Source organism: Clavibacter rahimiani, assembly GCF_052654495.1.
This window is the reverse complement of sequence record NZ_CP199790.1, coordinates 2675795-2694978: the sequence shown is the minus strand read 5'-3', so window position 1 is coordinate 2694978 and position 19184 is coordinate 2675795. Positions and strand designations below refer to the sequence as shown.

The following is a 19184-nucleotide window of genomic DNA, read 5'->3' as shown; positions in this document are numbered from 1 at the left end:
GGGACCGGGCGAATAGACTGGACCGCCCACCAGCACATCGAGCCCCTCCGGGGCGAGGGAAGAGGATCGCATGCCCACCGGCAAGGTGAAGTTCTACGACGAGGACAAGGGGTTCGGGTTCATCAGCTCGGACGACGGCCAGGAGGTCTTCCTGCACGCGTCGGCCCTGCCCTCGGGCGTCGCCGGCGTGAAGGCCGGCACCCGGCTCGAGTTCGGCATCGCCGACGGCAAGCGCGGCGCGCAGGCCCTCTCGGCGCGGATCCTCGACGCCCCGCCCTCGCTCGTCCGCATGTCCCGCAAGCCCGCCGACGACATGGCCGTCATCGTCGAGGACCTCGTGAAGGTGCTCGACGGGATCGGCACGAACCTCAAGCGCGGCCGCTACCCGGACGACGCCCACAGCCGGAAGATCGCGGCGCTGCTGCGCCGGGTCGCGGAGGAGCTCGATGCCTGAGCGCCGGGACGACGACGTGAGCACGGCCGAGGACGGCGCCGCGACGGACGCCGAGCCGACGACGGGCGCCGGCGCCGGCTCCGCGTCGGATCTCGACGCCGAGGCGACGACGTACAGCGAGTCCGCCGCGGACGCCGCGACCCCGGAGGCGACCTCCTCCGAGCAGGGGCCTGACGATGACTCGCCCGAGGAGACCGTCGCGCCGGACGCCCCCGAGGCCAAGGCCTTCGCGGAGCCGGCCGTCCCCGACGCCGAGCTGCTCGCGGCCGTGGACCTCGCCCGCGCCGCGCTGCTGGAGATCACGCCCGCTGAGACCGTCGGCGAGCCCGCTGGCTCGATCGTCGAGGGCGAGCGCGTGCTGTCGCTCCTGTTCCAGAACACGATGCCGGGCTACCCCGGCTGGTTCTGGACGGTGACGCTGGCCCGCGTCGAGGACGCCGCCCCGACCGTCCTCGAGGCCGAGCTCATGCCCGGGGAGGGTGCGCTGCTCTCGCCCGAGTGGCTGCCCTGGTCCGACCGGCTCGCCGGGATCGAGGCCGACCAGGAGGCCGAGCGCATCGCGGCGGAGTCCGATGACGAGGACGACGAGGACGACGAGGACGACGACGAGGACGACGACTCGTCGGAGGACGCCGAGGACGCGGACGACGTCCTGGACGGCGTCGACTTCGAGACCGCCCCGGCGCAGGACGATGACGATGACGACGATGACGACGACGACGACGACGACGACACGAGCTTCGACGGCGCCGATCGCTGACCCGCACCCCGCATGACGACGGCGGCGGCCCCCGAGGGGACCGCCGCCGTCGTCGTCATGCACGGGAGGGGCGGGATCAGCCCGCGCCCTGCTCCACCACGAACTCGATGCAGCGCACGAGCGCGCGCACGTCGTCCGGCTCGATGGCCGTGAAGGTGGCGACGCGCAGCTGGTTGCGCCCGAGCTTCCGGTAGGGCTCGGTGTCGACCACGCCGTTGGCGCGGAGCGTCTTCGCGACGGCCGCCGCGTCGATGCCCGCGTCAAAGTCCATCGTCACGACGACCTGCGAGCGGTGCGCGGGATCCGACACGAACGGCTGCGCGTACGTGACCCGCTCCGCCCACTCGTAGAGGACGGAGGACGACTCGCGCGTGCGGGCGTCGGCCCAGGCCAGGCCGCCCGCCCTCTCGATCCAGTCGAGCTGGTCCTCGAGCATCAGCAGCGTCGCGAGGGCGGGCGTGTTCAGCGTCTGGTTCAGTCGCGAGTTGTCGACGGCGTTCTTGAGGCTGAGGAACTCGGGGATCCACCGGCCCGACGCCGCGATGCGCTCGACGCGCTCGAGGGCGGCGGGGGAGAAGAGGGCGAGCCACACGCCGCCGTCGCTCGCGAGGTTCTTCTGCGGGGCGAAGTAGTAGACGTCGGCCTCGGCCGCGTCGAAGTCGATGCCGCCCGCCGCGCTCGTGGCGTCGACGACCGTGAGCGCGCCCTCGTCGCCGTGCACGCGGGTCACGGGCGCCATGACGCCGGTGGACGTCTCGTTGTGCGGCCACGCGTAGACGTCGACGCCCTCGACGGGGTTCGCGGCGGCGCGGCTGCCGGGCTCGGCGCGGATCACGTCCGGCGCCTCGAGGAACGGCGCGCTCGCGGCGGTCGCGAACTTGCCGCCGAACTCGCCGAAGACGAGGTTCTGGCTGCGGCGCTCGATGAGGGAGAACGCCGCGGCGTCCCAGAAGGCGGTGGACCCGCCGTTGCCCAGCACGACCTCGTAGCCGTCGGGCAGGCGGAACAGGCGGGAGAGGCCGTCCCGCACGCGGCCGACCATGTCCTTGACGGGGGCCTGGCGGTGGGACGTCCCGAGGATCTGCGCGCCCGCGAGCGCCAGGTGGTCGAGCTGCGCCTGCCGCACCTTGGACGGCCCGCAGCCGAATCGTCCGTCGAGGGGCAGCAGTTCGGTGGGGATCTTCGTGGTCGGCATGCGGCAATGGTAGGGGACCGTGCCCGCGGAGCCGGGGGCCTCCCGCGCCCCCGCGCCGTCCATCCCGCACCCGGGGAAGTAGGCTGGTCCCTGGCGCAAGGGAGGCCCGATGACTGATCTCGTGGACACGACGGAGATGTACCTCCGCACCATCCTCGACCTCGAGGAGGAGGCCATCGTCCCCCTGAGGGCGCGCATCTCCGAGCGCCTCGGGCACTCGGGCCCCACCGTCTCGCAGACCGTCGCCCGCATGGAGCGCGACGGCCTCGTGGTCGTCAGCGGCGACCGCCACCTGGAGCTCACCCCCGAGGGGCGCAGCAAGGCCGTCCACGTGATGCGCAAGCACCGCCTCGCCGAGCGCCTCCTCAGCGACGTCATCGGGCTCGAGTGGGAGTTCGTTCACGACGAGGCCTGCCGCTGGGAGCACGTGATGAGCGAGCAGGTGGAGCGCAAGATCCTCGACCTCCTCGGCCACCCCACGGAGTCCCCGTACGGCAACCCCATCCCCGGGCTCGACGAGCTGGGCGACTCGCCCGCCGTCGCGTTCATGGCCGGCGTGGTGAGCATCGTCGAGGCGTCGCTCGGCACGACGGAGGACGCTCCCGCGCGCGGCGTGATCCGCCGGCTGGGCGAGCCCGTGCAGTTCGACCCGGAGCTCCTCTCGCAGCTCAAGCAGGCCGGCGTCCTGCCGGGCGCCACCGGATCCTTCTCCCGCGAGGGCGCCTACGTCCTCGTGCGCGTCGACGGCGTGGGATCGGGCCTCGAGCTGCCGCTCGAGGTCGCGGGCCACATCTTCATCGAGCGCTGACCGGGTCGGCCGTCGGGCCGCTCGGCGGGCGCATCCTCGGGGACCACCCCCGGACTGGGCACACGGCGACGGCACGCCGCCGTCACCGGGGGTTCTGCCCCGCATCCCTCGTGAGGATGACGTCTGCCGTTATGGATTCGTTAGAAATATGGTCCCTCAGGATGACAAACCGGGGCCCGTCCCTTACTCTCGAACAGGCCCGACCGACCACCACAGAGGTTCCGGGCCCGGTGCAGGGCGTCTCGACACCCGTCCCCTGCATGTGTACCCCTCGACGACCTTGGAGGGACGGGGCGCCCGCATGCCCGGCGTCGAGACGCAGGAGGTTCACAACTTGATCCATGGTGACATCAGCGGTTCCGTCGGGAACCCGTCCGACCCGACTCGACCGCCCGCACCCGGGATGGATCGCCTGCCCACTCGCCGCGAGCTCCGCGCCGCCGAGACCGCGAAGGCCGTCCGTCCGCGTCGCGACTCCGCGACCCGCACGCTCCAGGCACCCGCTCCGCGCCTGACGCCCGCCCCCGTCGGCCGCTCGCGCCGCACGAAGGCCGCGAACGCGGTCGTCATGACCTTCGTCACCGGCCTCGTCGGCGTCATGGCCATCCCGGCCTACGCCGCCGGATCGCAGCTCGACCACACCTCGACGGCCGAGGGCACCTCCCTCCAGGACTACACGGCCGCCAACGCGCAGGTCGTCACGGCAGACCGCGCGACGTCGACCCCGGTCGAGGAGGAGGGCTTCACGGCCACCTCCGTCGCCGAGCTCAACGCCGCGAAGGCCGCGGCCGCGCAGGCCGCCCTCGCCGAGCAGCGCCGCGTGCAGCTGGCCTCCACGGCGACGACCTACACGGGTGCGTCGGCCGCGCAGATCGCCGCCAACCCCGTCTACCAGACGCCGCCCACCTCCGCGGCTGCGGGCGGCGTGGCCGCCGTGGCCCGCCAGTACCTCGGCGTGCCCTACGTCTTCGGCGGCGAGACCCCCGCGGGCTTCGACTGCTCCGGCCTCGTCAAGTACGTGTTCGCCCAGTTCGGCCTGAACCTGCCGCACTCCGTGCGCGCGCAGCACAACGCCGGCGTCGTCGTCTCCCGTGCGGATGCCCGCCCCGGCGACATCGTGGTGTGGAACGACTTCAGCCACGACGGCATCTACACCGGCAACGGCATCTTCATCGACGCGCCGAAGCCCGGTGACCGCGTCAAGGAGCGCCCCATCTGGAGCCAGAACGTGCACTTCGTCCGCCTCCTCGGCTGACATCGGCACGAGCTCGACCTGCGAGGGCCGGCGGCACGCATCCACGGATGCGCCGCCGGCCTTCCGCATTCCCCGGGACAATCGGGACCCGCTGAGCTACCCTGGCCGGTGAGACGTCCCTCGACCCGCCCGGGAGCCCGAATGATCACCGCACGCGACATCCGCACCATGGATGCGCACGTGCGCCACGGCCATCGGCACCATCCCCGGGTGGGCATCCACCGGATCCACCCGAGCGGTCACCCGCTCTCCTAGAAGGCATCGCCGAGCATTCGGCGGTGCCTTCGCGTGTTCCCGGGGGCGGGGCGCCTCGTTCGGATGCCTGGAAGCCGTCCAGGCCGGTCTGAGAGGGATGTCGTGCGCACACTGGTACTCAACGCGGGCTTCGAGCCGCTCGCCGTCGTGTCGTTCAAGCGGGCCCTGGTGCTCGTGCTGAGCGGCAAGGCCACCATGCTCGCCCAGGACGAGGAGCATCCGATCCTCGGGAGCGGCGGGGCGTGGGGCCGTCCGTCCGTCATCCTCCTCACGCGCTACGTGCGGATCCCGCATGCGCGCCGCGTGCCCGTGTCGCGCCGCGGCGTCCTCCGCCGGGACGGCGGGCGGTGCGCGTACTGCGCGCGGAACGCGACGACCATCGACCACGTGCTCCCGCGCTCGCGCGGCGGCAAGGACACGTGGGAGAACCTCGTGGCCTGCTGCCTCTCCTGCAACAACCGCAAGAGCGACCGCACGCCCGAGGAGATGGGCTGGACGCTCCGCACGGCGCCGCGGGCGCCGCAGGGGAGCGGCTGGGTGGTCAGCGGGATGGAGCGGCCGGCGCCCGGGTGGGACGAGTTCCTCGCCCCCGCCGCCTGACCACGGGTGCGCCGGGCTCGGCGGAGGTGGGCCGGGCCTCGTCCGTAGGCTGAGGGGATGACCGACGACGCTCGCGCCTCCGAGACCCCCGACGACCCGTTCCTCTGGCTGGAGGAGATCCACGGCGACCGCGCCCTCGCGTGGGTGCGCGCGGAGAACGAGCGGACGCTCGGCCGGTCCTCCGAGGAGTCCCGCGCCGGGCTCACGGGCGAGCTGCTCGAGGTGCTGGAGTCCGACGAGCGGATCCCGTACGTGACGCGCCACGGGGACCACCTCTACAACCTCTGGCGCGACGCCGAGCACGTGCAGGGCCTCTGGCGGCGCACGACGATGGACGAGTACGAGGCGCCCTCTCCCGAGTGGGAGGTGCTGCTCGACCTCGACGCGCTGGGTGCGGCCGAGGGCATCCCGTGGCAGTTCTCGCGCGCGCAGCTGCTGCCGGAGGAGCGGGACCGGGCGCTCGTGTCGCTCTCGCCCGACGGCGGGGACGCGGTGGCGGTGCGGGAGCTCGACCTCCGCACCGGCCGCTTCGTCGCGGGCGGCTTCGAGGTGCCCGTGGCGAAGACGATGGTGTCGTGGATCGACCGCGACACCGTGTTCGTCGGCACGGACTTCGGCCCCGGCAGCCTCACCGAGAGCTCGTACGCGCGGACCGCCCGGCGCTGGAGCCGCGGGCAGGCGCTCGCCGACGCCCCCGAGGTGCACGCGGTCGCGGCGACGGACATGCTCGTCCACGTCACGCACGACCCCACGCCGGGGTTCGAGCGGGACGTCGTGCGCGAGGTGCCCGACTTCTTCACGTCCCGCACGCTGCTGCTGACGGACGCGGGCACCGTGCCGATCGAGGTCCCCGAGGACGTCGACGTCGACCTGCACCGCGAGTGGCTCGTGCTGCGACCGCGCACGGACACGGAGATCGGCGGCGTCGTGCACGCGGGCGGCTCGCTGCTGGCGGCGCGCCTCGACGACTTCCTCGCGGGATCGCGCGAGCTCGCCGTGCTGTTCGCCCCGACCTCGTCGCGGAGCCTCGAGGACTGGGCGTGGACGGCGGGGCACCTCGTCCTCACGCTGCTCGAGGACGTCGCCAGCCGGATCCGCGTGCTCACGCCGCCGGCGTCGCACGGTCCCGCGAGCTGGCACGAGGAGGACGTGCGCGTGGGGACGCCGCTCGCGTCCGTCTCCGTCGTCGCGACCGACCGGGAGACCGACGAGTACTGGCTCGCGGTGACCGGGTTCCTCACGCCGCCCACGCTCCTGCTCGGCGTCGTGGGGGAGGGCGCGCCGCGTCCGGTCAAGGAGCAGCCGGCGTCGTTCGACGCGCTGGGGCTCGAGGTCGCGCAGCACTTCGCGGTCTCCGACGACGGCACGCGCGTGCCCTACTTCCAGGTGGGGCCGCGGGACCTGCCGCTCGACGGATCCGCCCCCACGCTGCTCTCCGGCTACGGCGGCTTCGAGAATAGCCGCCTGCCCTCGTACAGCGGCGTCGTGGGGCGCGGCTGGCTGGCGCGCGGCGGCGTCTTCGTGCTCGCCAACATCCGGGGCGGCGGGGAGTACGGGCCGGCATGGCACCGGGCCGCCCTGCGGCAGGACCGCCACCGCGCGTACGAGGACTTCGCCGCCGTCGCGCGCGACCTGGTGACGCGTGGCGTGACCGTGCCGGCGCGCCTCGGCTGCGAGGGCCGCAGCAACGGCGGGCTGCTCGTCGGCAACATGCTCACGACCTACCCGGAGCTGTTCGGCGCGGTGATCTGCGGGGTGCCGCTGCTCGACATGCGGCGGTACACGCGGCTGTCGGCGGGGGCCTCGTGGATCGCCGAGTACGGCGACCCGGACGTGCCGTCGGACTGGGACTTCATCCGCACCTTCTCGCCGTACCACAACGTCCGCGCGGGGGTCGCGTACCCGCCGACGCTCGTCTACGCGGCCACGAGCGACGACCGGGTCGGCCCCGTGCAGGCGCGGAAGATGGTCGCGCTGCTGCACGAGACGGGGGTCGAGGACGCCTGGTACTTCGAGAACACGGCCGGTGGGCACGGCGGATCGGCTGACAACCCCGCGACCGCGCGCCTGCAGTCGCTCATCCACGCGTTCCTGTGGGAGCGGCTCGGGGGCGTGCGCGTCGGGCGGTGACCCCGGCTCGGGCGGTCCGGCGCGGGGGTGGCCGGGTGGCGGTCAGCTGCGGCGTCGGAGGGCGCCGGCGCCGACGCTCGCGCCGACGCGGGTCCGCAGCCCGGACACGAGGTCGGTGAGCATCGGGGTCGGCTCGAGACCCACCTCCCGGTCGAGCCGGGTCCGGTAGATCCCGTAGGCCCGCAGGGCGTCCGACTGGTTGCCGGCGGCGACGTGCACGGCGATGAGGCAGCGCTGCGCGGTCTCGCGGAGCGGATCCACGTCGATCGCCCGCCGGGCCGCCGACGCCGCCTCGTGCAGGCGGTCGCGCGCGAGGAGCGCGTCGGACTGGGCCTCGAGCGCGTTGACCCGGAGGTGCCGCCACTCCTCGGCCGCGGGCTCCAGCCACGCGTCGAACCAGTCGGGCAGCAGGTCGGAGCTGAACAGCGCGACGGCCTCCGGCGAGATGTCGGCCGGATCCACCGCGTCCGTCGCCGTCCGGCGCGGCTCGAGCAGGCGGGCCGCGGTGGCCCGGGCCGTCCGCAGGTCCACCGCGACGGCCTCGTGCAGGACGAGCCCGCCGGGTGCGGGGTCGACGATCTCCCGGCCCCCGTCGCCCAGGCGGGCCAGCGCGGAGCGGAGGCTCGAGGCGGCGCGGCCGTCGAGCGCGTCGGGCCACAGCTGCGCGGCGAGGGTGCCGCGGTCAGCAGCGCGGGTGCGGATGGCGAGGGCGGCGATGAGGCGACGGGTGCCGTCGGAGAGCCTGACGCCGGCGGGATCCGCACCCGGCGACGCCGATCCCGGCAGGGCGCCGAGCCCGGCGATGCGGAAGCCGCCGAGCACATCGACGGTGATCACCGCGACGCCCCGGGGGCTCGTCGCCGGCGTCGTGAGGAGGGCGGGGAGATCGGCGAGCGGCGCGCGGGAGGGAGTCTCCTGCCCCGCGCCTGCTGATCCATGCGACCCCCGTCACGGCCACGGTAACCGCTCCGAGGCGAATCCCCACCACCGGCGTGCTTTTGGGGCTACCGACGACCCATCGCCCATCGACGGATCGACGGGCGATGGGCGGCGGATCGCGTGGTGGCTAGCCCTGCGCGGACCGGCGGCGGGCGTGGATCCCGAGTCCTAGCGCACCGAGGACGAGGGCGGCGAGGCCCCAGCCGATCGTGGGCGTCGGGTCGTAGCCGGTCACCGGCAGCGAGTCGTCCGGCGTGGTGCCGCTCGGGATGAGGGGCGCCGCGGTGGTGCGGGTCGGGGTGGGCGTCACCGCGGTCGGCGTGGGCGTCCCGGCGGTCGGGGTCGGCGTCGGGGTCGGCGTGCCGGCGGACGGCGTCGGCAGCGGGGCCGTCGCGGTCGGGGTCGGCGCGGTGGGCGTCGGGACCGGGACGGTGGCGGTCGGGACCGGCACGGTGGCGGTCGGGATCGGCACGGTCGGGGTGGGGACCGGGACGGTGGCGGTCGGGGTGGGCGCGGTCGGCGTCGGGATCGGCACGGTGGCGGTCGGCGTCGGCGCGGTGGGCGTCGGGAGCGGCGCGGTCGGCGTGGGCGTCGGGGCTGTGGGCGTCGGTGCGGGCGTCGGCTCGATGGTGGGCGCGATCGTGGGCTCGACGGTCGGCTCGGTCGTCGGCTCGACGGTCGGCTCGATCGTGGGCTCGATCGTGGGCTCGATGGTCGGCTCGATCGTGGGCTCGATGGTCGGCTCGATCGTCGGCTCGACGGTCGGCTCGATCGTCGGCTCGACGGTCGGCTCGACGGTCGGCTCGACGGTGGGATCGATGGTCGGCTCGATGGTCGGCTCGACCGTCGGGTCGATGGTCGGCTCGACGGTGGGGTCGATGGTCGGCTCGACCGTGGGCTCGACGGCGGGGGTCACGAAGTTGCGCACGCTCGTGGCGCAGCGCACGATGCTGCCGGCCCTCGCGGAGCCGTTGCACTGGTCGACCTGCACCAGCAGCGCCGAGGTCACCGTTGCCGTGGTGGGCACGGTGCAGGTCACGGTGCTGCCGCCGCCGTTGCCGGAGCCGTTGCACTGGGTGATGTCCGCGTTCGTCGTGTTCGCGACGGGTGCGCACACGGTCGTGCCGCCGCCCTCGCCGGAGCCGATGCACTGGTTGACGGTCGCGGCGATCGTGGTGCTCTCGCCCACGATGTTGTTGATCACGTCCACGTTGCAGATCACGTTGCTGCCGCCCGCGGCGACGCCGTTGCACTGCTCGACGGAGTCGATGAGGATGCCCGCCCGCTCCTGCACGGAGGTGGTGCAGAGCGGAGCGCCCGCCGCGCCGGAGCAGACGCGCGTGGTGACGGTGGAGGAGCCCTCCTGGGTCGCGACGTCCAGCTGGTTGACGACCGTGACGTCGCACTGGACCTCGACACCGGCCCCGGTCGGGACGTCGTTGCACTGCGCGAGGGTCGTGAGGGAGACGGCGGCGGATGCGGACTGCATCTGGCCGGTCATCCCGACGACGGCGACGAGCGCGATGAGCGCTGCCCCGGCCGACGCGGCGATGCGCGCGCGGAGGGGGCGGCGGCGGCGGGTGGCGGGCTGGGCGTTCCCGGGTGTTGCGAGGTGTCTCGGCACGGTGCTCCTTCTTCGCGCCCAGGATGCTCGCGCCCTCGCGACGGATCCGCGACGGGAGCGTGACGCCCGCGTGACACGCGGCGCGCCGAGGTCGTACACCCCCGTATCCCAGGAGCAGGGAAATTCATTACGGAGTGCCGCCGAACGACGACGAGGGCCGATCCTGTGGCGGATCGGCCCTCGTCGTCGTGCTCGCGCGCGGATCGCGCGCGGTGTCGCCTACTTGTTGGCGCGGTATTCCTCGAGCAGGTCGGCGGAGATGCGTCCGCGCTCGGAGACCTTGTGGCCGTGCTCGCGCAGCCATTCGCGCGCGGCGCCGAGGTCCTCCTTCGGGGCGCTCGAGGACGAGCGGCGCGGGCTGGAGGAACGGCCGGAGGAGGCGCGGCCGACGCGGCGCGCGCGGTCGACGTAGGTGTCCAGCGCCTCGCGCAGCTTGGCGGCGTTGGCGTCGCTCAGATCGATCTCGTAATTCACGCCGTCGAGGGCGAAGGGGACGGTCTCGCCCTTTCCCTCTTCGATGACGACGCCGTCGATGTCGTCGACGAGCGTGGTGACAACCTTGCGAGCCACGTCTGTTCCTCTCCTTGCAGATGGTGCATCAGATGATGCGGCGATCCACACGATACCTGTTCTCGGCGTGAATTCCGACAACATGTGCCGAATGCGTCGATGAACGTGGTTAATGCCCGTGCATCGTGTCCGTATCGGCGCTCCGGCGTGCGAATCCGGATTGCCCATGGGCACGAGCGGCCATTCCGCGTCGATTAGCGGTGATGCGGGGTCGGCGCGAGGGCGCATTCACCGGGAGCGTCGCCGAGAATCTCCTCAGTGGCGGAATTCGTTGCGATCTCCGACGAACACCGGAGCGGACGCGCGAGGGCCCGCGGAGACGTGCTCCGCGGGCCCTCGCCGGTGCCGGTCGGGATCAGTAGTACTCGCCGTGGCGGTAGTCCCACGACGGGAACGACCGCGCGAGCGCCGACATGATCACGTCGACCGCGAGGCCGCGGCGGATGAGCGTGGGGTTCGGCGTGACCGAGCGCTCACCGCGCTGCTCCGGCACGAGCGCGCCGGCCGCGTCGACCATGGAGACCATGACGCCCTGCTCGTGCCGGCTCGTCTCGTCGAGGCCCGGCTGGATGGAGGCGACGTAGTCGTCGGCCGCGACGATCACGTCGGCCTGCTGCTCGATGCGCTCGCCGATCCCCTCGACGCGTCCCCGGTTGCCCTGGCCCGACGGGTTGGCGGAGCTCGCGAAGGAGAGGCGGCGGCTCTGCCACAGCCGCTCGGCGAGCTGCTCCGCGGGTCGGCCGAAGCGGATCACGAAGCAGCTGGTGCCGCGGCGGTCCATGGCGAGCTCGCCCGCGACCGCGTCGGGGATGAGGTGCTTCGCGTCCTCGCGCCACGGGAGGATGCAGCCGAGCAGCACGTCGGCATCCCAGTGCTCCTGGTAGAAGGCGAGGATCTCGTCGTTCAGCACCGCGAGCTCCTGCAGCTGCTCGATGCTCGTGCAGAGCACCACGCCCGGCTTGTCGCGGTTGCGCTGCTTGGCGTCGAACTTGCGCTCGAGGCCCGTGCCATCGGTGGTCATGAGGATGTAGCCGACCTTGGTGGCGGCGACGACGAGGCCGCCGGGCGCCTCGAGGGCCGCGGCGGCCCGCGGGTCGAGCGTGCCGTCCCAGGGGATCGTGCGGGTGGTGTCGGTCATGGGCGCGTGCCTCTCGTGGGTAGCGGGACGGGGGCCGCCCGCACGCACCTGCGTCGGGGCGGGGTGCGTCGTGCCGCGTGTGCGGCGGGAGGGCGGTGGGGATGACGGTAGGCGCGGGGGAGCGGCGGGGCGGGTGAGCGTCCACAGGGGAGGCCGCCTCGAACGGGGGCTCCTGATGGCCGGGGTCGCTGCCTAGCCTGGGCGGATGAGCGCTGCTGCCGGCTGGTACGACGACCAGGACCCCCGCTACATCCGCTGGTGGGACGGCGTGCAGTGGACGGATCACGTGCAGCAGAAGCCGGAGGCTGTCCCCGCACCCGAGGAGTCGGCTCCTGAGGAACCGGCCCCGCTCGCGGCGCCTCCTGTCGACCGTCTCTCGAAGCGCGACGCCCGGGAGCGGGCTGCCTCCGCGGAGGCGCACATCGCGGTCCTGGAGGACCTGATCGCGCGCCACGGTGCACGGTCGTTCGCGGAGATCGACGACTACCGCGCAGCAGCCGAGCAGGAGGCGGAGGCGAGCCGGCGGACAGGGGCCGAGGCGGCGGCCTCGCTGGTCGCCGCGGCGCGCGAGGAGCGGGACCGGATCCTGGCCGAGGCAGGTGCCTCGCGATCCCGGGCCGAGGCGGAGCTCGCGGCGGTCGACGAGGAGGTGCACGCGCGGCTGGAGACCCGCCGGCTCCTGGAAGCGCAGATCCAGGCGGCCCGCGCGGAGCTGGTCGAGGTGACGACGACCGCGGACCTCCAGGGCGTCGGCCTGTTCGACTACGACCACCCGGCCGAGACCTCCGCGGAGCTCGCCTCGCGGCTGGAGGCCCTGCGGTACACGATCAAGAACGCGGTGCGGGACAAGAAGGCGGTGACCGCTACCTCCGGCTTCACCTTCAACGGGTCGGAGGCGCAGGGGCGCAAGTTCGTCGGCGACATGTCCAAGGTCCTCCTGCGCGCCTACAACGCCGAGGCGGAGAACGCCCTGAAGGCCACGAGGGCGGGCAATCTGCAGACGGCGCAGACGCGGTTGACCCGCGCCGCGGAGCAGATCGCGAGGAGCGGCACCATGATCGACCTCCGCATCGAGGACGGGTACCACGAGCTCCGGCTGGAGGAGCTGCAGCTCGCGAGCGCCCACCTCCGCGTCCTGCAGGCGGAGAAGGAGATGGAGCGGGAACGCCGGGCCGAGCTGCGCGAGCAGGCGAAGGCCTCCGCCGAGCTCCAGGCGGAGCACGACCGCCTCGACAAGGAGCGCGCCCACTACGCCGCCACGCTGGCAGCGCTCGAGAGCAAGGGCGACCTCGAGGGAGCGGCGCGCATGCAGGCGCGCATCGACGACGTCGACCGCGCCCTCGTCGAGGTCGACTACCGCGCTGCGAACGTGCGCGCCGGATACGTCTACGTCATCTCGAACGTGGGCGCCTTCGGGGAGCGCATGGTGAAGATCGGCATGACCCGGCGGCTGGAGCCCATGGACCGGGTCGTCGAGCTCGGCGATGCCTCCGTCCCCTTCCGCTTCGACGTGCACGCGCTGTTCTTCGCGGACGATGCCGTGGGGGTCGAGGCGATGCTGCACCGCACGTTCGCCGAGCACCGCGTCAACCGGATCAACCTGCGCCGGGAGTTCTTCTACGTCACCCCGGACGAGGTGCTGGAGGCGCTGAAGGCGCACGCCGTGGAGATCGTGGAGTTCGCTCTGCACCCGGCCGCGGAGGAGTACCGGGCGAGCCGAGCGCTCGAGGGGACGGAGCCGGTGCTGGCCTCGTGATGGCTGGCCGGTGACGGCGGGATCCGATGTCGGAGCGCACGGAGCGCACGGGGCGCCATCGCGAGGGCGAGGGTGACATCGCGGAGCGCCCGCATGCGATTCGGCGCTCGTCCCGAAATGGGGGCACGCCCATCTCCATGTGCACGCATCGCCCGCATCGTCTGACCCACCGAGACGAGGGAGTCCCCGTGGAATTCGCCGAACGCCTGGCCGCCCTGGCCCTGAAGGTCCGCAATCAGCGTGACGCCATCCAGACGGAGGAGGCGACGAAGAACGCGTTCATCATGCCGTTCATCTCCACGATCCTCGGGTACGACGTCTTCAATCCCCTCGAGGTGGTGCCGGAGTTCACCGCGGACCTCGGCCTCAAGAAGGGCGAGAAGATCGACTACGCGATCATGCGCGACGGCGAGGTGCAGATCCTCATCGAGTGCAAGAAGTCGACGGAGCCGCTCAAGATCGAGCACGCCTCGCAGCTCTTCCGCTACTTCGCGGTGACCAACGCGCGCATCGCGGTGCTCACGAACGGCGAGGTCTACCACTTCTACACGGACCTCGACGCGCCGAACCGCATGGACGAGAAGCCGTTCCTCGTGCTCGACCTCGCGGACATCGACGAGACGCTGCTGCCGGAGCTCATGAAGCTCACGAAGGACGTGTTCGACCTCGACTCGATCATCAGCGCCGCGGGTGAGCTGAAGTACGTCGGTGCGTTGAAGCGGGCGATCGCGGCGGAGTTCCGCGAGCCGACGCCGGAATGGGTGAAGCTCCTCACCCGCCGCGTGTACGACGGGATGTTCACGGAGAAGGTGCGCGAGCAGTTCACGACGCTCGTCGGGAAGGCGTCGAAGCAGTACCTGAACGAGCAGGTGAACGACCGCCTGAAGACGGCGCTCGGCGCTCCTGCGTTCCCGTCCGCGCCGACCACCCCGTCCGCCGACGTGATCACCAGCGAGGACGTCGTCGCAGCGGACCTCGACCGCGACACGGAGATCGAGACCACGCTCGAGGAGCTCGAGGGATATCAGATCGTGAAGGCCATCGCGTGCAGCGAGGTGAAGCCGCAGCGCGTGGTCCACCGCGACGCGAAGTCCTATCTCGCGATCCTCCTGGACGACAACAACCGCAAGCCGATCGCGCGCCTGCACTTCAACGGCAAGAGGCAGAAGTACCTCGGGCTCTTCGACGCGCACAAGGTGGAGACGCGGCACCCGATCGGGTCGCTGGACGAGATCTACGCGCACGCGGACGAGATCCGCGAGGCCATCCGGATCCACGCGGGGGAGCCGATCGGCGCCTAGACGCGGGCGGCGAGATGCGCGGTGCCCCTGGAGGGACTCGAACCCCCAACCCTTTCCTTAGGACGGAACTGCTCTTCCATTGAGCTACAGAGGCTGACCGACCCATGGTAGCGGAGGGGAGCGCGGCGGGCCGAGGCGCGTCGGTGCCCCGACGCGGACGCCGAGCCGGGCCTCCGACGCGGACGCCGAGCCGGGCCCCCGACCCCTCGGATCCGCGTCCGCACGGCGTCGCCTGCCGGTTTCCCCACCCGACGCGTCGTACTGTTGCCGGGTGTGGCGTGCCAATGAACGATCCGACGACGACGACGACCTGCTCTCCGGGTTCGCCGCCGAGCCTCTTGAGGACCCCCACGTGAATGCTTCCCACAACAGCACCAGCCCCCACGACCTCCGGGTCGGCGACGTGCACCTGGGGAGCGGAAACGTGGCCGAGCCCCGCTGGCGCGAGTGGCGCGAGCAGCTGGCCGGCATCGGCGGCTCCTCTCCCCTCCTCCACTTCGTCGACGCCCCGGGCTCGCGCATCGAGCTGAGCACGACCCACCCGGGCGGCCTCGCGCAGTTCATCACGGGCAAGACGACGCTGCTGTCGTCCCTGATCCGCGACGAGCTGGCGCTCCGCAGCGCCCGCAAGGCGGCGAACCGCATCACCCAGAAGGGGATCGAGCTGGTCTCCGCCCGGGGGATCGAGTCGATCCACCTGGCCATCGGCCTCGCCGAGTGGCGCTTCGCGGACGAGCAGTTCCGCGGGCCGGTGCTCCTGCGTCCGCTCGCGATCCGCCGCCACGGCAGCGACTACGAGGTGCGCCTCAAGGGCCAGCCGTTCCTCAACCCGGCGCTCGCGCGCGCCCTCGAGGAGCAGTTCCAGATCACGCTCGACGCCGACTCGTTCGTCGCCCTCGCCGTGCAGAACGGCGCCTTCAAGCCGCAGCCGGTCATCGACCGCCTGCGCGGCCTCACCTCCCACCTGCCCGCCTTCACCGTGCAGCCGCGGCTCGTCGTCTCCTCATTCGCCGAGGTCGGGCAGGCGCTCGCCGAGGACGCGGCGGACCTCGAGCACCTCGTCATCGACGCGATCGCCGGCAACCCCACGGCCAGGTGGGGCGTCGGCGAGGCGTACGCGCCCGTCGACCCGATCCCGCAGGACCAGCGCCCGCCCGTCACCGACACCCTGCTGCTCGACGCGGATCCCGAGCAGGAGTACGTCATCGCGCAGATCAACGCGGGCAACTCGCTCGTCGTGACGACGCTGCCGGGCACCGGCGGCACGCAGACCATCGTCAACTCCATCGGCTGCCTGGTCGCGCAGAACAAGCGCGTCCTCGTGGTGAGCCCCCGAGCGTCGTCGCTCAAGGGCATCGGCCAGCGCCTCGCGGACGTGGGTCTCCCGGGCCTCGCGGTCGCGCCGAAGTCGCTCAAGCGCGACGTGGTGCAGTCCATCGTCCGCAACGAGAAGGCCGCGCCCGCGCAGACGGCCGAGGTCGACGACGCGCTCGTCCGCCTCCGCCACGTGCTGCTCGACTACCGCTTCGCGCTCGGCCGTCCCGACAAGGACCTCGGCGTCTCCGTGCTCGACGCGCTCGGCGAGCTCTCCCGGCTCGCCCTGCTCCCCAGCCCGCCGGCCACGACCGCGCGCCTCACCCGCGGGGCCGTGACGGCCATCGCGCACGACCGCGCGAGCGCCGCGGCCTCCCTCGTGAAGGCTGCGAGCCTCGGCGAGTTCCGCTACGGCCCGGGCGACTCGCCCTGGTACGGCGCCACCTTCTCCACGAGCGCCGCCGCGACCCACGCGCACGACCTCGCGAAGTCCCTGTCCGCGGAGGGCCTGCCGCGCCTCCTCGAGCGCGCCGACGAGCTCGTCGGCCAGACGCGGATGCGCGCGTACCGGTCCATCGACGAGCTGGGCGTGTACCTCCGCCTCCTCCTCGACGTCCGCGAGACCCTCGACAAGTTCCAGCCCGTCGTGTTCGACCGGTCGCTCAGCGAGATCATCGCGGCCACCGGATCCCGCCGCGACGCTCCGGAGATGACGAGCATCACCCGCCGGCGCCTCCGCAAGCTCGCACGCGAGTACGTGCGCCCGGGCGTCCACATCTCCGACATGCACGAGAGCCTCAAGGCGATCCAGAAGCAGCGGATCCTGTGGCAGCGCTACGTCGCGGTCGGCTCGACCCCCGAGGTCCCGCGCGGCATCTCCGACGTCCACGCGCGCTTCCAGGAGGTCGCCGCCGACCTCAAGGTGCTCGACGAGCCGCTGAGCATGGTCACGCGCCCGACGCCGCTCGCCGAGCTGCCCGTCGACGAGCTGCGCGAGAAGGTCGCCCAGCTCGCGGAGGACAGCGAGGTGCTGCAGAACCTGCAGGAGCGCACGTCGCTCCTCGCCGACCTCCGCCGCCTCGACCTCGACCCGCTGCTGCACGACCTCTCCGACCGGCACGTGCCGCAGGAGGCCGTCGCCGCCGAGCTCGAGCTCGCGTGGTGGCAGTCCGTGCTCGAGCAGATGCTCGCGGGTGACAAGGCGCTCCTCAACGCGAACACGAGCGTCCTCGACCGCCTCGAGTCGGACTTCCGCCTCGTGGACGAGGCGCACGCGACCGCCAGCGCGGGGCTCCTCGCGTGGCAGCTCGCGGAGACGTGGAAGATCGGCGTGGTCGACTGGCCCGAGGAGGCGCACCACCTGCGCCAGCTGCTCGGCGGATCCGCCCCGGTCGACGCCGCGGCCCTCCACCACTCCGCGCCCCACCTCTCCCGCACGATCGCGCCGGTCTGGCTCGCGTCGCCGTACGAGGTGCCGACCATCACCGACGAGATGCCGTTCGACGCGGTGTTCCTCGTGGACGCCGGCGCCATGACGCTCGCGGAGGCCCTCGGCGGCATCCGCCGCGGCAAGCAGACCGTCGTGTTCGGCGACCCGGTCACGCAGACGCCGTCGCCCTTCACGATCGCGGTCGTCCCGCAGCCGGAGCGCTCCACGCCGCAGCTCGCGGACGACGACTCCACGCTGGAGGAGCGCCACGCGGACTCCGCCCTCGCGCGCCTGAGCGAGCTGCTGCCCACCCTCTCCCTCACGCGCAGCTACCGCGCGGGCGGCGAGGACCTGGCCGAGCTCGTCAACCGCCGCTTCTACGGCGGCCGGATCCAGTCCCTCCCGTGGGCGGGCACCTTCCTCGGCCACGGCAGCCTCTCGCTCGACTTCGTGGCCGACGGCCACGGCATGCCCGACGAGGACACCGGCGCCGTCGAGAGCGTCGACGCCGAGGTGATCCGCGTCGTGGAGCTGGTCCTCGACCACGCGAGCCACCGCCCGCGCGAGTCGCTCATGGTCATCACCGCGAGCGCCCGGCACGCCGTGCGCGTGCAGCAGGCCGTGCTCCACGCGGCCGCCAAGCGGAGCGACGTCACCGAGTTCTTCATCGGCGACCGCGCCGAGCCGTTCATGGTCGCGACCCTCGAGCAGTGCGTCGCGCAGAGCCGCGACCGCGTGATCTTCTCGGTCGGCTACGGCCGCACCCCGCACGGCCGCGTGCTGTCGAACTTCGGCGCCCTCGCGGCCCCCGGCGGGGAGCGCCTGCTCGCCGTCGCGATGACGCGCGCCCGCCGCTCGATGGTGGTCGTCTCCTGCTTCCAGCCCTCCGACATCGACCAGGACCGGATGAAGCACGGCATCGTCGCGCTCGCCCAGATCCTCTCCGAGGCGGAGGCCCGCTTCAAGGAGGACCCGATCCCGGACGACGGCGACGCCATGCTGGTGGACCTCGCCCGCCGCCTCGAGGGCCTCGGCCTCGCGCCCGCCCTCGGGCACCGCGACAAGCTCGGGCTCGTCGCCTCCTACGGGGGCCGTGCCATCGCGATCGAGACGGATCCGGTGGTCAACCAGACGAGCCTCCGCGAGTCGCTGCGCCTCCGCCCGGAGATGCTGAAGCGCCTCGGCTGGCACTACCTGCGCGTGCACTCCTTCGAGCTCTTCGCGGATCCGGACGCCGTCGCCCGTCGCATCGCCACGGCCCTCGGCGCGATCTCGGACGCGCACCCCGTGACCGCGCCCGTGCAGGTCCAGGCCGGCGCGCACCGGGCGGAGTGATGCCCGAGCGCGACGCGGCGGACGGGGCCGACGGGGCCGAAGGGGCCGATGCGGCCGCCGCGGCCGCCGGTCCCGCCGGTCCCGCCGCGTCCGCCGCGGGGGAGCGGCGCCCGGCCCGCCGGTCGCGGCGCGCCTCCACCGCGCCCGTCCCCGGATCCGACCCCACGCCCCAGGCCGACGCGCACGAGGCCGCGGTCCGCGCCGCCGAGGACGCCCCGCAGGGCTGGGGCGACGCCCCCGCCGCATCCGACGCCAACGACGACCGCCTCCGGCTCGACCGCCCGCCCCACTGGGGCTGAGGGGCCGACGCCGGAGGCGGTC

General features: G+C 72.9%; 15 protein-coding genes and 1 tRNA gene. 10 read left to right on the top strand and 6 right to left on the bottom strand.

Features of this window, described 5'->3' with window-relative positions; all coding sequences use genetic code 11:
• Positions 1-70 precede the first annotated feature (70 nt).
• Positions 71-454 carry a cold-shock protein gene (locus ACT7CP_RS12745; protein ID WP_086517722.1) on the top strand — a complete coding sequence of 128 codons (384 nt, stop codon included), beginning with the start codon at positions 71-73 and terminating at the stop codon, positions 452-454.
• Positions 447-1214: a DUF3027 domain-containing protein gene (locus ACT7CP_RS12740; RefSeq protein ID WP_445442516.1), complete on the top strand. Its 768-nt coding sequence runs from the start codon at positions 447-449 to the stop codon at positions 1212-1214. Before ACT7CP_RS12745 ends, ACT7CP_RS12740 begins: the two co-directional genes overlap by 8 nt.
• 76 nt (positions 1215-1290) lie before the next feature.
• On the opposite strand, the gene serC is transcribed toward ACT7CP_RS12740, so the two are convergent.
• Positions 1291-2409 (bottom strand): phosphoserine transaminase, encoded by a 1119-nt coding sequence (gene serC / locus ACT7CP_RS12735; RefSeq protein ID WP_445442515.1) that lies wholly within the window; start codon positions 2407-2409, stop codon positions 1291-1293.
• A 109-nt stretch (positions 2410-2518) separates the two neighbouring features.
• Here serC and ACT7CP_RS12730 point away from each other — a divergent pair, with 109 nt between their 5' ends.
• From ACT7CP_RS12730 to ACT7CP_RS12715, 4 genes are all read left to right on the top strand, one after another.
• A complete protein-coding gene (locus tag ACT7CP_RS12730) occupies positions 2519-3217 on the top strand; it encodes an iron-dependent transcriptional repressor DtxR (protein ID WP_445442514.1) in 699 nt (232 codons plus the stop codon).
• 403 nt (positions 3218-3620) lie between these two features.
• Positions 3621-4472, top strand: a complete 852-nt coding sequence (locus ACT7CP_RS12725) for a C40 family peptidase (RefSeq protein ID WP_445442513.1) — start codon at positions 3621-3623, stop codon at positions 4470-4472.
• Positions 4473-4829: 357 nt separating this feature from the next.
• Positions 4830-5327, top strand: coding sequence for an HNH endonuclease (locus ACT7CP_RS12720; protein ID WP_119434481.1), 498 nt, complete (start codon positions 4830-4832; stop codon positions 5325-5327).
• Positions 5328-5384: 57 nt separating this feature from the next.
• Entirely contained in the window at positions 5385-7457 is a 2073-nt protein-coding gene (locus ACT7CP_RS12715) for a prolyl oligopeptidase family serine peptidase (protein WP_445442512.1), read from the top strand.
• A 42-nt stretch (positions 7458-7499) separates the two neighbouring features.
• Here ACT7CP_RS12715 and ACT7CP_RS12710 read toward each other — a convergent pair whose 3' ends face one another.
• From ACT7CP_RS12710 to ACT7CP_RS12695, 4 genes are all read right to left on the bottom strand, one after another.
• Entirely contained in the window at positions 7500-8294 is a 795-nt protein-coding gene (locus ACT7CP_RS12710) for an AfsR/SARP family transcriptional regulator (RefSeq protein WP_445442511.1), read from the bottom strand.
• 229 nt (positions 8295-8523) lie between these two features.
• Positions 8524-10020, bottom strand: coding sequence for a hypothetical protein (locus ACT7CP_RS12705; protein ID WP_445442510.1), 1497 nt, complete (start codon positions 10018-10020; stop codon positions 8524-8526).
• Between the two features lie 219 nt (positions 10021-10239).
• Positions 10240-10590, bottom strand: a complete 351-nt coding sequence (locus ACT7CP_RS12700; protein ID WP_413964176.1) for a histone-like nucleoid-structuring protein Lsr2 — start codon at positions 10588-10590, stop codon at positions 10240-10242.
• A 355-nt stretch (positions 10591-10945) separates the two neighbouring features.
• The gene (locus ACT7CP_RS12695) at positions 10946-11728 is read right to left on the bottom strand and encodes an L-threonylcarbamoyladenylate synthase (protein WP_413964177.1); all 783 of its coding nucleotides are present in this window, start codon (positions 11726-11728) and stop codon (positions 10946-10948) included.
• 205 nt (positions 11729-11933) lie between these two features.
• On the opposite strand from ACT7CP_RS12695, the gene ACT7CP_RS12690 reads away from it, so the two are divergent.
• Positions 11934-13484 (top strand): SNIPE associated domain-containing protein, encoded by a 1551-nt coding sequence (locus ACT7CP_RS12690; RefSeq protein WP_445442509.1) that lies wholly within the window; start codon positions 11934-11936, stop codon positions 13482-13484.
• Between the two features lie 188 nt (positions 13485-13672).
• Positions 13673-14785 carry a type I restriction endonuclease gene (locus ACT7CP_RS12685; RefSeq protein ID WP_445442508.1) on the top strand — a complete coding sequence of 371 codons (1113 nt, stop codon included), beginning with the start codon at positions 13673-13675 and terminating at the stop codon, positions 14783-14785.
• 22 nt (positions 14786-14807) lie between these two features.
• Here the strand turns inward: ACT7CP_RS12685 and ACT7CP_RS12680 are convergent.
• A tRNA-Arg gene (locus tag ACT7CP_RS12680) sits at positions 14808-14879 on the bottom strand.
• Positions 14880-15137: 258 nt separating this feature from the next.
• Here ACT7CP_RS12680 and ACT7CP_RS12675 point away from each other — a divergent pair.
• Positions 15138-18863 carry an AAA family ATPase gene (locus ACT7CP_RS12675; RefSeq protein ID WP_445442507.1) on the top strand — a complete coding sequence of 1242 codons (3726 nt, stop codon included), beginning with the start codon at positions 15138-15140 and terminating at the stop codon, positions 18861-18863.
• Positions 18863-19162, top strand: coding sequence for a hypothetical protein (locus ACT7CP_RS12670; protein WP_445442506.1), 300 nt, complete (start codon positions 18863-18865; stop codon positions 19160-19162). Before ACT7CP_RS12675 ends, ACT7CP_RS12670 begins: the two co-directional genes overlap by 1 nt.
• Positions 19163-19184 lie beyond the last annotated feature (22 nt).